Raw genomic sequence first — 14,629 nt, 5'->3', positions numbered from 1 at the left:
TCACTCCTACAGGTCCTGTGTTTGCTGCACGACAGCGTGTTGTCAGGAATACTTGGCCGCCCCTATCAAACAATATTCAACTATCCGAAAACTGACATTAATCCTGTTACTAAACTTGTCCGTCGAGGTCAGCGTCAGGCAGAATCTGCGGCTTCAGTTTCAAGGAAGACCCCATGATTGCCTCATTGCAGAGCGCTGCATTGCACATTCGCCAGGCTGTTCGTGTCGCCACCGAAGGGCTGGTTGGACGTGAGCAACTGGCCGAGTTGATTGTCCTGGCTGCAGTTGCCCAGGAGCACATTCTGGTGATCGGCCCGCCGGGTACTGCCAAGAGCGCTGTGGTGCGGCGTGTGGCCCAATCCATGGGCGGACGTTATTTCGAATACCTGCTGGGGCGCTTTACCGAACCTTCCGAGCTGTTCGGTGCGGTGGACCTCAAGAAGTTGCGCGAAGGCACCGTCGAGACCGATGTCAGTGGCATGCTCCCTGAGGCCGACATCGTGTTTCTCGACGAGGTCTTTCTGGGATCTACAGCCATCCTCAATACGTTGCTGGGCGTGCTCAACGAGCGGCGCTTTCGCCGCGGTCATACGCAGATCCAGTGCCCGCTGCGCGTCTGTGTCGGTGCGGCGAATGGCTTGCCGGACGACGAGGCACTGGCAGCGTTCGGTGACCGCTTCCTGTTGCACCTGTTCGTTGAATCAGTCCCTGACAACCAGTTGGAGGCCATGTTGGCGGGTGGCTGGCAGTCGGAGCAACGCCCGGTTCAGCAGCTATTGGGCTTGAGCCAGCTGGACACTCTGGGACAGGCGCTGAAACAGGTTGATCTGACTCAGGTTCGGTCTTCACTGGCTCGCGCAATTCGGCGTCTGCGTGAGGCCGGTATCCAGCTCTCGGACCGCCGCATCGTCAAGTCTCAGCGACTGATCGCGGCAGCCGCATTGCTGGGCGGGCGCCTTCAGGCCAGTGATGCAGACCTGTGGCCGCTGCTGTATGTGTTGCCGAGCAAGGAAATTCAGCAGCACGGTCGCGAAGTCCTGCGTGACATTTTTGCGCAGTCCAGCAACAGTCATTTGTTCAGTGCCGTAGAGGAGGCGACCCTGCAGCCGATGTCGCGGCTCAGCCGTCTGCTGGAAACGGCCGAGGACTACCTGGCCCGGAGCGAGACACCGGCCAGCCCTTTGCTTGAAGGCTTGCTTCGCGAGATCGATGCCAACTTCAACACCCAGACCATACCGGCACGCTTGCAGGAAGTCCGTGGGCAACTGGCCCAGTTGCTGTCGACCTCGGCGTGAGTGGCTACGCAAAGACCTGGAGTTGGCGGCCTCGTCTGACTCCAGCCGAACCCCGGGCTGCCGTCGCGTGGGGCGAGGCAGCACGGCGTTTGCACGCACGGCTGTCCTTGATGCCGACCGAGCAGGCAGAACGCCTGCAAGTCACAGCCAATCGCGATGTGATGGTAGTGTCCGGTGCTGTCGGCGAATTGCCATGGGTCGATGGCGTGGAGTACGCAGCAATGGATGAGCGAGCGCCTGGCCTTTGGTTGCCCACCAGTTGGGAGCCCGATGTGCCGATTGATCTGCTCGGGCAGGCGTTGTCGTCCAGTTTTTCGCGCTCCCCCCTGCTGCTGTGGCGTGAGCCGTCCGCTGTGGTGCCCCTCGATCGTCAACTTCCGGTTACCTCTCAGCATTTGCTGATCATCCAGGATTATTGGGCGCAACGCTGATGCAATTACCTGAAGGTCTTCAACCCTGGCGCCAGTGGCTGGAATGGTTTGCCCCCGAGCATTTGCCCATGTTCGCCGACCTGCTGGGGCGTCTGAATCCAATGCTCGGCCCGTTGCGCGGGCAACAGCAAGGCGGGGTGCCCGAACCCGACGGCCTGGGTGACCTGCAGCGCCGAGGTCCCTATGAGCGCTTACTTTCCAGCGAATGGTTGTTGGCCGATGAAGTGCCCGATGAGTTCTTGCGGCGAGCTGCAGCCGGCGAGCACCTGTTTGTCGCACCGCAATACCGCGCCCGGCAAGCAAACCGGTTGATAGTGGTTTTATTTGATGCCGGTCCCTTGCAGTTGGGCGCTGCACGACTGGTTCACCTTGCGTTACTGATATTGCTTGGACGACGCGCCCAGGAAGCGGGTGCCGAGCTACGCTGGGGCATTCTGCAGCAGGCACCTGAACTCCATGAACTCGATACACCGGCACAGCTCAGGCGTTTGCTTGACGCCCGTACCTATGAAGTGGCGAGTGACGAGCACTGGCAGACCTGGAGTGAATGGCTTACCGAACAGCAACATGACGCCGGAGAGTGCTGGGTCGTCGGGCAGCGTCTGCCCAGGACCGACGGCAAGCTCTGTACCCACCGGGCTCAAGTGCATCGCAGTCTGGACGGGGAAAACCTGTCCTTTGAGTTGCGAAGTTCCAGCCCCCGACGTGTCTCGCTGCCCATCCCGGACGAACAACTGGCCCTGCAGCTACTGAAAGGTCAATTCACCGGGGAAACCATTGAGGCTCCCGTACTCAAAGGCAGTGTGCCGCGGGTATCGCTGACCTCGCTGCCGGTCATTGCAAGCGCGGGCACCCACGTTGCGATGAAAATGCTTGATGAGCCCGGCGTAGTGTTGATCAAGCTGCCAGCAGACGGGCAAAAAAAACCGCTCGAAATTCGCCGTCAGCTATGGAACCCGGCGTGGAACCCTCTCAGCATCACATTCATGCACAACAAACTCGGAGGCGTGCTGAGTAACCATCAGCAACTGTCATTCTGGAACATGTCAGGACTGGTTCCTGTCCTTAAACCGGAGCCGGAGGAGTTGAAGTTACCGCCCGGCACGGCCAGCTTTCTGCCCATCGTCTGGTTGCGCAACAGCATTACAGGCCGGCTTTTTTTGCTGGATAACCACGGGCATCTGGCTTTTTGGGCGATAGCAACGTCGCGTTCGCCCGCCAAACCCAGGTCAGGCGTCACTCATTACCTGGCGGACAACGTGCTGGGCCTGGCCAAAGTCGACAAGGATCGGGCAGCCTACATTCGCAGTGATGCCGGACGCCTGTACGCTCACTCGATCAATGCTGAAGGCGTGGTGTCACCCGGTTACGTGGTGGGCGACGCTCATGGCGTCACTCAGGTGCTGTTTGCCAGCGGCAAGCAATGGCAAAGTGGTTTTGGCGGCTGTGCGTTGCTTACTGTCACGCCTGAAGGCGAGCGCTGGCAACTGGTCGCGGCCCCGAATGCCTCGGTGCGGACGCAGACCCTTCATCTGTCCAGTGGCTGGAAAGGAATCGGTGTGTGGCAGCAAGAGGGCGACGATTACTCTTCGTTGGTTGTGTACAGTTCCAGGCGGCAATCCGTCACGCTACGAAGTGGTAATGGCCAATCGCGTGTGTTGTTCACGACCTCTAACCCCATCGCCAAAATCAGCTTTTGCCCTGTAAGCGGCCTTATCGCTGCCTTGACCAATACCACCCGTGAATTGTTGGTTTATTCGTTGCCACTCAATGCTCTTCGCCTGCAGATATTCTGCAATGAAACATCGGACGAACACAGGAACGGCACGGATGCTTGAGCATGATTCGACACTGATTCGCCGTCCGGTGCTGGTCGGTCATCAGCACATTGAAGGGGTATGGTTCTCCCACGAAAGGTTTGATGAACAGGAGCGAGCAAGACTTATCCTCGATCAATGGCAGACCGGGTCGAGCGTCTATCGTTTCGCCGACGGCGATCTGTTGCAGTTCCGCCACCCCCAATCCGTGATGTGTGAAACCCAGGTGGGCTGGCCGCTGATACGGCAAGGCGACGCGCTGTGCTCGGCTCTCCTGACCCCGCAGGAAGCGCGCAGCCTGCCCGCAGCCGATGTCTGGCTGGTACGTGCCAGCCACGTCAGCGCGTTGCAATTGCGCGATGCCAAACTGATCACGCCAGGGCAATGGATCGATGTCAGCGGCTACACCTTGCTGGATACCTACGACTGTCGCCTGGCGCTGCCGGAGCCGGAGCCGGTCATAGAACCGCCTGCTGTTGCGTCCGACGTGCGCGAGATCCTCGGCGGTGTGCTGCGGCCTGTCAGCCCTGAGCGGGACGAAATCATGAAGGCGCTGCTGGAACGCAAAGGCAGCGCGCCTGAAAAAATCTCTGATCAGGCTGCCAGTAGACCAGCGGATAACCCGTGGAAGAGCCCCGAGGTGGCATCGCTACCCTGGCTGAAGCTCGGCATCAGCGGGATATTGATTGCCGCTTTTATCTGGATGGCTGTCCACGATAAAAAGGGTCAAACCATGTCGCCGTCGGCGGCAGATTCCCCGGATGTCGGCGCAGTGATTCTGGGAATCCTGATCAGCGCAACGTTGTTTACTCTGGTGCTGCTGGGGATTCGCCGTTTTTTTGCTGGCCAGCCCTCCAGGGGGTATGGGGTGCCTCAATCCCGGAGTCAGCCGGGGATTGCACCGCGCGCCATGCCCACGAAGCCCAAGGTCAATCGATGGCGTCGCTGGCTGACACGCCTGACACTTCGCTCACCGCTTTCTGCGCTCTATGGCAAACGCCAGGCAGAGTACATGCGACGCATGATGGAAATGTTCGAAGACGGCGACCTGGAAGAAGCCCTGCGCCACGCCATTCCACTGGAAGGTGGCCAGAGCACGGGGGAGCAGGCATTTGGGACTCCGCAACGGCGTCAGGAGCTTGTTGTAGGTGAGCGTTCCGGACCTGCCAACGCGATGCTTTTTGAAGATGACCTTAAAGACCGCCTCAAGCACTTATACCGGAAGTCGTTTGAAAGGCTCGACCGGGAAGGCCGTGTTGAAGAAGCAGTGTTCGTTCTGGCCGAGCTACTGAAAGAGCGCCAGGAAGCGCTCGACTATCTGGAAAAGCACGAGCGGTACCAACAAGCCGCCGACCTGGCGCTGACGTGGGACATGCCCGCAGCCGTGATCGTGCGCTTACTGTGCCTGGCCGGTAACTGGCAGCGGGCGGTGCTGGTGGCTCGTCGTGACGACGCGTTTGCTGATGCCGTGATGATGCTTGAGCAAAAACAGCCTGAAAGTGCCCGGCGCTTGCGACTTGAATGGGCCGAATCGTTGATCGGCAAAGGTCTCTGGCTGCAGGCTGTCGACGCCATCTGGAGTTTGCCTGGCGAGCGTGGCCGGGCGGCTCAATGGCTGCTTGATGCGGAGGCTGCTGGTGGACGCCTTGCCATCAGGGCACTGGTCAAACGAGCGATTCTGTTGCCTGACACGCTGGTGGCGTACGGGGAATGGGTGGAGCAACTTCGCGATGATCCTCAGCGCTTCGCTGAGCGCGCAGCCTTGGCCGAGGCATTATTGCAGCACCAGAGTCACGCAAAACCGCTGGCATGGCTGACCGGCGCAACGATACACGCGATCATTGCGGATGAAGCAAGTGGGCAAGGGCGGCTGACCCATAACCAGCTGCAGGCGCTGGTCATCATGAGCAAGGACAAACTGCTCCAGGCTGACCTGCCTGGCAAAGCGCTGCCTCGCCGGGGTAAACAGCCTCTGGACAGCGTTGATACGACGCTTGAATGGTCAGCACCCGCCATGGGCAGCAGGGCCATACTGGATGCCGTGACACTGGAAGACTCGCGTTACTTGCTGGCATTGGGCGAGGCGGGTGCAGTGGTCGTCGATGCGTCCGGCAAGCGCCTTTTTCACTTTTCAGTACCGGCGCAAGCCATCGTGATGGCCCACAGCCAACAAGTGGCGCTGGTGCTGGTTCGCCGAAGCGAAGCCTGGAGGATCAGCAAGCTGGATCTGGTTAATCGCACCGCAACGGATCTGGGCGTTCATAAGTTCGACGTATTCGCCAGGATCTTCAACGGTTCGTCCTGGACCATTGGGCAAAACCGGCAACTGCGAGTGGTCGACGTGGATCGAGGGTTTGAAACACTGTGGCATGTCAGTGATCTGCCCGGCCGCATTCTGGGCCTGAAGGACGATGCTCATGGCGAATACCTTTGGCTCTCCGACCCGGAGTCGGGCAGTGAACTGTGGCATTACCGATTGCCTGATCGTCGCCTGATGAGCCGCGAACCTGCCTCGAAGACCGTCTTTGATGACGGCCGTCAGTTGTTCAGTGCATCCAGTGACGTCGCCGAATTCCGCATCAAGCGTGAAAGAGAAGATGATCCCGTCCTTGTGATCGAACAGCGTGGCAGCCGCAAGGGCTATCGCTTGCCTGGGTGTATTGAAGGGTTTGAAGACGACCCTGTTGAAGTACTCCTGCTTGAACACTGGCTGCTCATCGGTTATCTCGTTTCGCTTGATGACACCCGCTGGCAGTTCATCCACCGGGGTAGCGACCGCCTTTGCGCAACGCTGCAATGGCCTCGACCCGAAGTGAGGACACGCCTTTCAGGTGCCGACTGGCTCATGTTTGATGATCAGGGGCGGCTGAGTCATATCAATGCCGAAGAGGGGACTCAGCGTAATTTGACGATTAACTGAGGCTGGATCGGGTGTTTACAAGGCTTGTGCGGGAGTCCGGTTAAGCCCGGTTGTAAGCAGTGTTCTCCGGGGTGTTGCAGGACAATCAAGTTTGTCCACTCCCAGTCGATAACGCTGCTAGAGAGGGCGCTGATGCGTGGAGCCCTCGACTCTAACAACTACAAGCCTGAGTACTCCCAATGTCCCAGTTCCTTAATCTGAAGCTCAAATCAAAGCTGCTGTTTGCTTTTGGTCTATGCGCGGTCATCACGGTCGGTGTTGCGGCGCTGGGGTACAGCGGGATCTCAAGCATCTACGGCCTGTTGCAGAGCACGGTCAGTAACAACCTGGTATCGATTCAGAAAACCGATTCGGTTAAAGCCAACGTGATTGCCACCCACCGGGACATGTTCAGAGCCATCAATCTGGCTTTGCGCAAAGCAGCGCCGGAAGACATCAACGCTGTCGTTGTATCCTTCAAGGACAACCAGGCCGAGGCTGAGCAACAATTCAAGACCTACCGCGCCACTCCCCTCGAAGCTGACGAGCGTGCTGCCGGTGATGACTTCGAGCGGGACTGGCCAGCGTACATCGCAGCCGCAGAAAACGTCTTTTCGCTGCTGAAAAGTGGCGACGTCGACCAGGCCGCCAGGCTTGCTGATTCCAACGCAACACCGGCATATCGCAAGACCATTGGCGAAGTCAAAATCATGATCGAGTCCAATGCCCGGCAAGCGCTTGACGTTGCTACCGCAGGGAACGATACCAACCATCAAGTGACGTGGGCGCTGATTATTGGCGGGCTTGTTGCAGCCGCGGCCGCCATCGCTCTGGGCCTGGTGGTCACCCGCATGATTACCCGACCGCTTTATCAGTCCGTGGAAAGTGCCACTCGCATTGCTCAGGGCGACCTGACCAAAGAGATCACATCGAACAGCGAGGATGAAACCGGGCAACTGCTCAAAGCGCTGTCCAACATGCAAAAAGACCTCAAAGGCACCGTGCAGCAGATCGCCGATGCATCCGACCAGTTGGCTTCAGCTGCCGAAGAATTGACCGCCGTGACCGAAGACAGCACACGTGGCCTGGTTCGTCAGAATGACGAGATTCAGCAAGCCGCCACCGCTGTAAACCAGATGACCGCCGCAGTGGAAGAGGTTGCCCGTAATGCCGTCAGCACTTCACAGGTGTCGACCCAGACCGCAGAAGATGCGATCAAAGGCCAGCATCAAGTGCAGCAGGCGGTAACGGCGATGAACACAATGGCAGGGGACATCAACGATTCCACGCAGCGTGTCGAAACCCTGGCCGGTCAGATTCGTGACATCACCAAGGTGCTGGACGTGATTCGCGGTATTGCTGAGCAGACCAATCTCTTGGCTCTCAACGCCGCCATCGAGGCCGCTCGCGCCGGTGAGCAGGGTCGAGGCTTCGCGGTTGTTGCCGACGAAGTCCGGGCACTGGCACACCGCACTCAAGCCTCCACTGGCGAAATCGAAGCGATGATCAAGGTCGTACGCGCAGGCGCTGACGAAGCCGTACAGTCGATGGGCAAAAGCCAGTCGATGGCTCAAAGCACGCAGTCGCTGGCAACCGAAGCGGGCCTTGCACTGGAGCGAATCAGCGCCGGGGTCAGCGAGATCAACGAACGCAACCTGGTGATCGCCAGCGCGGCAGAAGAACAGGCTCAGGTAGCCCGCGAAGTCGATCGCAACCTGGTGAACATCCAGGACCTGTCGACCCAGACATCCGCCGGTGCAAACCAGACCAATGCTTCGAGTCAGGAATTGTCGCGTCTGGCGATTTCGTTCAATACGTTAGTGGGCAAGTTCAAGCTTTGATGTCTTAGCACCTGGATATCGATGGGTAACGCAGCGGCTCAGCCAGTGAGCCGCCTGCGACCATCGGTTTCTTCCCAGTCGATCAATACAACGTATCAGCAATACGCCCCGGCAATGCCTTGTCATACGCATCGCCATCGATTTCGGCAGCCGAGATTTCCTTCAAGATTTTCCCGGCAGTCGGCAGCCTACTTCTCTCCACGTGACGCGTTGCATCCCAAAGTCCTGCTCTGATAACAGCACGGCTGCACTGGAAGTAAACACTGGTAACGGTGATCCGCAGCACCGATTTGGGCAGTTGGCCGTTCACGGCGAAACGCGCCAGCAACTCCGGGCTCACTGATATCTGTGCTGTGCCGTTGACCCGCAATGTTTCCCCCACCCCGGGTATGAGAAAAAGGAGTGCAACCCGGGGATCAGTGACGATATTGCGCAGGGTATCGATTCGGTTGTTACCGCGCCGATCGGGCAAATAAAGCGTTTTGCTGTCTTCGATATGAACAAACCCTGCCTGATCGCCACGTGGCGATGCGTCAAGTCCATCGGGGCCTGACGAAGCAAGAATCGCAAAGGGTGCCGACTCGATGAAAGGTCGGTAGGCGGGGTGAATATGATCCACCTCCTTGATCATCGAGGGGCGGGCAATTGCGCCGTACAGCTTTTCCAGCGCTTCTGTCGTGGTCACGTACTCGTTGCTGTCCAGTTCCATAGTCATTTCTTTCTACCGTCTTGTTCTGGTTGTTATGCCTGTACTGATGCCGGGTTAGCCGTGTTGAGTTTGAGCTATTTTGATGAAGGAAATGCGCTGCTGACAGTCTTGGGTTTCAGCCGCATGCCTCTTGAAAGTGCCAGGCCAGAGGGCGGTTGCTTTGCCCGGACAGGAAGTTAACGCCTATGCGTTCCTCGACACCCATCACATCCGTCCTTTCATCGACCACGTGTACCCATTCGAGCAGGCGCGGGAAGGCTAAGAGCATTTGGCTCGCGGGCCGTTCGGCAAGGTTGTGATCAAAATCAGCTAACACGCTGCACAAGGGGCGTGGCTTTCGCAAGGTGACGCCCTGCGTATATCGGCCATTCTGGCAGTTCATTGTTTGGCCAATGCAAACAGTCATTTAGCGAACTGCCCGTTTATCCATCACCCGCCCAAACCTACAGTTGGCACCCGCAAAGCCAACTGAAGGAATGACCCAATGACTGTACGCGACGTAGTAACCCCGCCTGACCGGCATGCACTTTACGAGCTGCACCGCTATTCCCCTGCGATCCGCAGCAACGGCCTGCTGTTCGTATCTGGCCAGGTCGGCAGCAGGGCCGATGGTTCACCTGAGCCAGAACTGGATGCCCAAGTGCGCCTGGCGTTTCAGAACCTCAACGCCATCCTTGCAGAGGCAGGCTGTAGCTTCAATGACGTGATCGATGTGACAGTGTTCATGGTCGACCCGCAAACCCATTTCGAGCGTGCCTGGGCTGTGGTGGCGGAATACTGGGGCGAGGCGCCATATCCGACTGCGACTGCGGTGGGTGTTACCTGGTTGTCTGGATTTCAGTTTGAAATCAAGGTGATCGCCAGGCTGCCCAAGGCCGCTTGAAGGGAAGTCCTGCGCTGACTTTCTCGCCTGTCCGCAGGCCAGACTTACTGATTCGCTTTCAAAAAACGGCGATCATGGTCTGCTGTCGGAACGCGGCTGGAGTCGTATCTGCCGAACAAACGATAGCGATTCAGGGCGATTTTGTCGTACATCCAGTCCCGCAGGATTTGCGGGATGACGCGTGCAACTGTCATCCAGCGCCACGGCGCATTCAAACGCCCGAGGATCTCGAACATCGCCTCGGAGCGTATGGACACCTTGTTGTTCGAGATGAGCACAATGGTATTGAATTTGTCCTGAGGCAATCCGGCCCAGCCCAGCAATGCCTGGCCTTCCGGTGACTGCACCGCAGCCAGCTGAAGTCGGTGAGCCTGATCATGACGGATCACGAATCGTGCCCAACCGTTGCACAGTTTGCAGGTCCCGTCGAACAGCACCACCGTGTCGTCTGGATTCAGGAAAGGGGCAGGGACGCTCGCTTTCACACTCATTGGGTCGACTGCTGCGCAGTTCGAAGCGTGATGCGGGTCAGCTCCGACGGTATACCCAGTCGCAACGCAAATCCGGGCCACAGGGCGGTGCCGTTGTTGACGTAAAGCTGCATTCCGCCGACGTTATAAAAGCCGGAAACGAAGCCCTCATTCGCCAAGGCGATCACTCGCTCAAGCCCCAGAATCATGCCGCCGTGGGTATGACCGGACAGCTGAACAGCCACGCCCTGGCTTGCGGAGAATTCTGCGTTTCTGGGTTGATGGTCGAGCAGGATGATCGGTGTATCTTTGGGCGATCCTTGCAGCGCCTGCTTCAGGTCGGGCGCGGGGAAGCCGGTTCTAGGTGCTGTAACGTCCGTGACACCCGCCAATACAATCTGCGCGCCGTTGCGTTTGATCAGCGTATGGCTGTTCGCAAGCGGGATCATCCCCAGTGAAACGAAATGCTGCATCCATGCTTGATTGTCGAAGAAGTATTCATGGTTGCCGGGAATGACGTACACACCGTCAGGAGCGCGAAGATCACGCAGGGCGTCAATGTCTCGGGTCCGGTCACGGATCGAACCGTCAATCAGGTCGCCTGTGACGACGATCAGATCGACACCCAGATTGTTCGAGTCCTTCACCACTGCTCGCGTCCACCGCTCATCAAACAGGCGACTGATATGCAAGTCCGTCAGTTGCAGGATCTTGTAGCCATCGAATTGTGGGGGAAGGTTGTTGATCGCTATCTCGATATCCTTGACGGGCGGAACCCGTATCGCCTGGTTCACACCGAGTGCGGCCAGCAAGAACGCCGCAATACCGAATCCATAACGCAGGTTGGCTGGAATAGTCAGTCTTTGCCGCCGAACGAGCATCGTCAGCAGCGCTATCAGGTCAACAATGATCTGGCCTACCGCGATGAGCAGAATCGAGCCAAAGGCCCAGTTGAACAGCGTCACGACAGTTCGCGGGAATTCCGGGGAGAACACGCTGCCGGACGAAAACCGGGAATACAGGTGATATTGCGAGGCGAGCACCAGCAGCAGCGCGACAGCGATTTTCGCCTGCAACTTCCATGGCATCGGCAGGATAAAACGGGCGATGACATACAGGCATGGCAGGCTGAACATGACGTGAAACATTAAACGCGTTTCCTTTGGCTGTGTTCGTTGCTGGATGTAGTGCGCCATTGCGCGGTGATCCGGCAGCGTCATCCCAATCCATGTCTACAGGCAACGCACCTTATCAGTTCCAGCCGAAAATCGTAGGGCGGTATAGGCCTGTTACAGGCATGCCACTGGATTAAAATGAATCCTGTAGGAGATGGTGCGCTTCAGGTCAGCCATTCAGAGCGATACCAATGAGGACCATAAAGATCACTACTCGATGCCTGGCCGCCTGGCGACCGCTGTGAAAAGGCTAAATATCACAATGGTGGTAAACAACCGGATAAAACCCGCGACTATCGAATTTGCCGCGGCGCTACCTTGATTGTTTAGATCAAAGGCAATACTGAAGAATCCTAACCAGTTGGGCTGCAGACTGGATATGACGGCGATCACCAGCAACACCGGGGTGAGTAACAACGCAAGGCAGGCGACTACTTGCCATAGTTGCCCTCTGGACAGGATGAAACTTTCGCGTATGGCTGCTGCTATCGAGAGCCCTCGCAATAGCACCAGGCATTGGTTAAACATCAGTCGCATCATCATCCACAGTGCCAGGAAAAATACGGCCCACCTGAGCGTCGCCCATACCACGGGAGGGATCACCTGGACGGTGGATAGTATGATCGTTAGCCAGGTATCAGCAGAAAGCAACGACATATCGACAACGACGATCAGCAACTGGTCGAGCGCAGACAACACAGCCAACGCTGGCCACAGGCGTAGCACTTTAGACAGGAAGTCACCTGTGGCCACTGGCTCGTCCCGGCTGCGGGCATCAAGGATGAGCAACAGCAAACCAGTGTACAGCGGCGGGATGACTGTTCCGATTATCGCTTGCCACGCCAGATCGTTACCGCTGCTCAGCAGGCCTCTACTGATATTTCTTATAAACATCTCTACCGCTAGAAGTGGCACGCACAGCAACGCGATACTTCCGGCGTTACGGAAAAGCAGCCGAAATGACGTTGTCAGGATCTTTAAGGGATTCATTCAGGTTTCTTCACAGAGGATGAAGTTCTATCCGGTTAATGTTCTACGGTGAATGACGTCGGGGCGTTGTCACCACGCTACTACATGGACTCATCCAGTGTACCAGCAGCCGGGTTAGGGCCTCAGCGCTCATTCTTGTCGATGTATGAGGAGCCTGCGGAACGAGCCTGATAAGCTTACCGGCAAATAGTCTCTTATTAACGTAAACGGTATTAAAGACAGGGAAGCATTGAATGTCGCTGAGAGTCATGGTGGTTGGCGGGTACGGAAATTTCGGCACGATTGTCTGCCGACACCTGATCAACATGCCCAACGTTGCGCTTGTAATTGCGGGGCGCAACCCTGAAAGGCTGGCTGACAGTGTCAGTACGCTGCAAGGCCAATCGGGCGTTATGTGTGAGAGCTGGTGTGGTAATGCCATGGGCGCAGAGTTCGGTTCGGCATTGCGCGCGCTGGATGTCCAATGGGTCATCCACACAGGCGGGCCATTTCAGGGGCAGTCCTATGCCGTGGCCCAGGCGTGTATCGAGGCCGGGGTCAACTACTGTGACCTGGCGGACTGCCGAGCTTTCGTCAACGGTATCGGCATTCTCGACGCAGCAGCCAGACAGGCAGGTGTAACCCTGCTCAGCGGCTGCAGCTCTGTGCCTACGCTGTCATCAGCCATCATTGACCAGTACCGTCACCGCTTCAGCCGAATTGATGTCATTGAACATGGCATCTCTTCCTCGGCAAAAATGCCCGGATTGTCCACCGTTGAAGGTGTACTCGCTTACGCCGGTAAGCCGATCAAACAACTGCGAGGCGGGCAGGTTCACGAAGTTTCGGGCTGGCAGGATCTGACGTTACGCAAAATGCAGCATCTGGGGACGCGCGTGCTGGCTAACGTCGATGTGCCGGACATCGACATTTTTGGCGACCGCTATGGTGCGCACACTCTGAGTTTCAAGGCAGGCTCGGGCCTCAAGCTTGGGGGCGTAGCCAATTACCTGTTGGCAGCCTCCTTGCGCGCAGGGCTGGTCAAGGACCGGATGGGATGGGCCGCACGACTGCATCGCTGGGGAACGCTGTTCGAGCGCTTCGGTGACGGTCTCAGTGCGATGTACATCGATGTCGAGGGTGTCGGCGTGGATGGTAACGCCCTGAGCATGAATGCCCAGCTAACGGCGTACAACGACAAAGGTCCGGAAATACCCAGTTGCGCTGCGGTAGCGCTGGTGGCAAAAGTCGCTCAGCAGTATCGCCCGCAGCCAGGCGCGCGACCCTGTGTGGGGGAGGTCAGCGTTGAAGAGTATCTGGCAGCCATGAACGATCCGCAGAATATACAGCTGGCCGTACGCTTCTCGGATGAGAAAGGTTGATCGATGCTTTATCTGGCGATGAAGTATTTGCATGTGATCGCGGCGATCTTCCTGCTCGGATTCGGTATGGGCTCGTTTCTTTATCTGATCGCAGCCAGTCGCACTCGCAACCCACAAGTCATTGCTCATGTCTGTGCGATGGTGGTGCGGTTCGATACCTGGATTACCACGCCCGCAGGCTTTCTTCAGCTCGGTACGGGCTACCTGCTGGTGACGCTTGCGGGGCTGCCGTTGACTTCACCCTGGTTGATGACTTCGGTGGCGATCTTCATTGGCGTCGGTGCGCTCTGGCTGCCGGTCCTTGTCCTGCAAAAGCGGATGCATGGGCTGGCATTGAGCGCAGTTGAACAGGGCCTGTTACTGGATGATCGATACCACACCCTCTATCAGAAATGGTTCTGGATGGGCGTTTGCGGTTTTCTCGGCATGTTCATCGTGGTGCTGATGATGGTGACGAAGCTGACCCCGTGGCAGTGGTTTGTAATGCTGATGGCCTGATTATTTACGGCAGTTGGCCGAGCTGCTCGGCCGTCGGGAATCCATCGACCCGGTACCTGATCGGGTAGAGCGTCACGGGCTTCATCAACTCGCCGAACCGGCTTTCAAGTTCGTCCCATTCGCCCCAACAGATCCGTGTTTGCTGCGCGACAGCGCGGAGTCTGGACGACGGGGAATCTCCTACAGAAAATGCATTTCAATCCAGGGTTTGCATATTGTTTGATGAGAGACGTTGAAGGCGCCGAATAGACCACGGAACA

General features: G+C 57.6%; 12 protein-coding genes and 1 pseudogene. 9 read left to right on the top strand and 4 right to left on the bottom strand.

Features of this window, described 5'->3' with window-relative positions:
- Nucleotides 1-173: 173 nt before the first annotated feature.
- From H8S59_RS13835 to H8S59_RS27330, 6 genes and pseudogenes are all read left to right on the top strand, one after another.
- Nucleotides 174-1,295 (top strand): AAA family ATPase, encoded by a 1,122-nt coding sequence (locus tag H8S59_RS13835; RefSeq protein WP_187521775.1) that lies wholly within the window; start codon nucleotides 174-176, stop codon nucleotides 1,293-1,295.
- Nucleotides 1,292-1,726: a bpX5 domain-containing protein gene (locus H8S59_RS13830; protein ID WP_187521774.1), complete on the top strand. Its 435-nt coding sequence runs from the start codon at nucleotides 1,292-1,294 to the stop codon at nucleotides 1,724-1,726. Before H8S59_RS13835 ends, H8S59_RS13830 begins: the two co-directional genes overlap by 4 nt.
- The gene (locus tag H8S59_RS13825; RefSeq protein WP_187521773.1) at nucleotides 1,726-3,564 is read left to right on the top strand and encodes a hypothetical protein; all 1,839 of its coding nucleotides are present in this window, start codon (nucleotides 1,726-1,728) and stop codon (nucleotides 3,562-3,564) included. The genes H8S59_RS13830 and H8S59_RS13825 overlap by 1 nt, the downstream gene beginning before the upstream one ends.
- Nucleotides 3,557-6,463, top strand: a complete 2,907-nt coding sequence (locus H8S59_RS13820; RefSeq protein WP_187521772.1) for a bpX6 domain-containing protein — start codon at nucleotides 3,557-3,559, stop codon at nucleotides 6,461-6,463. Before H8S59_RS13825 ends, H8S59_RS13820 begins: the two co-directional genes overlap by 8 nt.
- Before the next feature lie 179 nt (nucleotides 6,464-6,642).
- A pseudogene (locus H8S59_RS27335) lies at nucleotides 6,643-7,185 on the top strand (MCP four helix bundle domain-containing protein); the annotation flags it as partial.
- A gap of 33 nt (nucleotides 7,186-7,218) precedes the next feature.
- Nucleotides 7,219-8,283 (top strand): methyl-accepting chemotaxis protein, encoded by a 1,065-nt coding sequence (locus H8S59_RS27330; RefSeq protein ID WP_425504578.1) that lies wholly within the window; start codon nucleotides 7,219-7,221, stop codon nucleotides 8,281-8,283.
- A gap of 82 nt (nucleotides 8,284-8,365) precedes the next feature.
- Here H8S59_RS27330 and H8S59_RS13810 read toward each other — a convergent pair whose 3' ends face one another.
- Nucleotides 8,366-8,992: a pyridoxamine 5'-phosphate oxidase family protein gene (locus H8S59_RS13810; RefSeq protein ID WP_187521776.1), complete on the bottom strand. Its 627-nt coding sequence runs from the start codon at nucleotides 8,990-8,992 to the stop codon at nucleotides 8,366-8,368.
- A 484-nt stretch (nucleotides 8,993-9,476) separates the two neighbouring features.
- Between H8S59_RS13810 and H8S59_RS13805 the strand changes: the two genes are divergently transcribed.
- Nucleotides 9,477-9,875, top strand: a complete 399-nt coding sequence (locus H8S59_RS13805) for a RidA family protein (protein WP_187521770.1) — start codon at nucleotides 9,477-9,479, stop codon at nucleotides 9,873-9,875.
- Nucleotides 9,876-9,919: 44 nt separating this feature from the next.
- On the opposite strand, the gene H8S59_RS13800 is transcribed toward H8S59_RS13805, so the two are convergent.
- The 3 genes from H8S59_RS13800 to H8S59_RS13790 all read right to left on the bottom strand — a co-directional run bounded on the left by H8S59_RS13800 (nucleotide 9,920) and on the right by H8S59_RS13790 (nucleotide 12,510).
- Nucleotides 9,920-10,366, bottom strand: a complete 447-nt coding sequence (locus H8S59_RS13800) for a thiol-disulfide oxidoreductase DCC family protein (protein WP_187521769.1) — start codon at nucleotides 10,364-10,366, stop codon at nucleotides 9,920-9,922.
- A complete protein-coding gene (locus H8S59_RS13795) occupies nucleotides 10,363-11,493 on the bottom strand; it encodes a metallophosphoesterase (RefSeq protein WP_187521768.1) in 1,131 nt (376 codons plus the stop codon). Before H8S59_RS13795 ends, H8S59_RS13800 begins: the two co-directional genes overlap by 4 nt.
- A gap of 237 nt (nucleotides 11,494-11,730) precedes the next feature.
- Nucleotides 11,731-12,510: a hypothetical protein gene (locus H8S59_RS13790; RefSeq protein WP_187521767.1), complete on the bottom strand. Its 780-nt coding sequence runs from the start codon at nucleotides 12,508-12,510 to the stop codon at nucleotides 11,731-11,733.
- 233 nt (nucleotides 12,511-12,743) lie between these two features.
- Here H8S59_RS13790 and H8S59_RS13785 point away from each other — a divergent pair, with 233 nt between their 5' ends.
- Both H8S59_RS13785 and H8S59_RS13780 read left to right on the top strand, forming a co-directional pair.
- Nucleotides 12,744-13,871, top strand: a complete 1,128-nt coding sequence (locus H8S59_RS13785) for a saccharopine dehydrogenase NADP-binding domain-containing protein (protein ID WP_187521766.1) — start codon at nucleotides 12,744-12,746, stop codon at nucleotides 13,869-13,871.
- Nucleotides 13,872-13,874: 3 nt separating this feature from the next.
- Nucleotides 13,875-14,369, top strand: coding sequence for a DUF2269 family protein (locus H8S59_RS13780; protein WP_187521765.1), 495 nt, complete (start codon nucleotides 13,875-13,877; stop codon nucleotides 14,367-14,369).
- Nucleotides 14,370-14,629: the final 260 nt, after the last annotated feature.

This window comes from Pseudomonas folii, from assembly GCF_014357575.1.
Lineage (GTDB): Bacteria > Pseudomonadota > Gammaproteobacteria > Pseudomonadales > Pseudomonadaceae > Aquipseudomonas > Aquipseudomonas folii.
Note: the sequence above shows the minus strand (reverse complement) of the source record. Positions and strands in the feature narration are given on the sequence as shown.

Bases quoted from the DNA above. Each gene is read 5' to 3' on its own strand.
- H8S59_RS13835 (WP_187521775.1), top strand. From the start codon at position 174: ATGATTGCCTCATTGCAGAGCGCTGCATTGCACATTCGCCAGGCTGTT.
- H8S59_RS13825 (WP_187521773.1), top strand. From the start codon at position 1,726: ATGCAATTACCTGAAGGTCTTCAACCCTGGCGCCAGTGGCTGGAATGG.
- H8S59_RS13820 (WP_187521772.1), top strand. From the start codon at position 3,557: ATGCTTGAGCATGATTCGACACTGATTCGCCGTCCGGTGCTGGTCGGT.
- H8S59_RS13810 (WP_187521776.1), bottom strand. From the start codon at position 8,992: ATGGAACTGGACAGCAACGAGTACGTGACCACGACAGAAGCGCTGGAA.
- H8S59_RS13805 (WP_187521770.1), top strand. From the start codon at position 9,477: ATGACTGTACGCGACGTAGTAACCCCGCCTGACCGGCATGCACTTTAC.
- H8S59_RS13800 (WP_187521769.1), bottom strand. From the start codon at position 10,366: ATGAGTGTGAAAGCGAGCGTCCCTGCCCCTTTCCTGAATCCAGACGAC.
- H8S59_RS13795 (WP_187521768.1), bottom strand. From the start codon at position 11,493: ATGTTTCACGTCATGTTCAGCCTGCCATGCCTGTATGTCATCGCCCGT.
- H8S59_RS13790 (WP_187521767.1), bottom strand. From the start codon at position 12,510: ATGAATCCCTTAAAGATCCTGACAACGTCATTTCGGCTGCTTTTCCGT.
- H8S59_RS13785 (WP_187521766.1), top strand. From the start codon at position 12,744: ATGTCGCTGAGAGTCATGGTGGTTGGCGGGTACGGAAATTTCGGCACG.
- H8S59_RS13780 (WP_187521765.1), top strand. From the start codon at position 13,875: ATGCTTTATCTGGCGATGAAGTATTTGCATGTGATCGCGGCGATCTTC.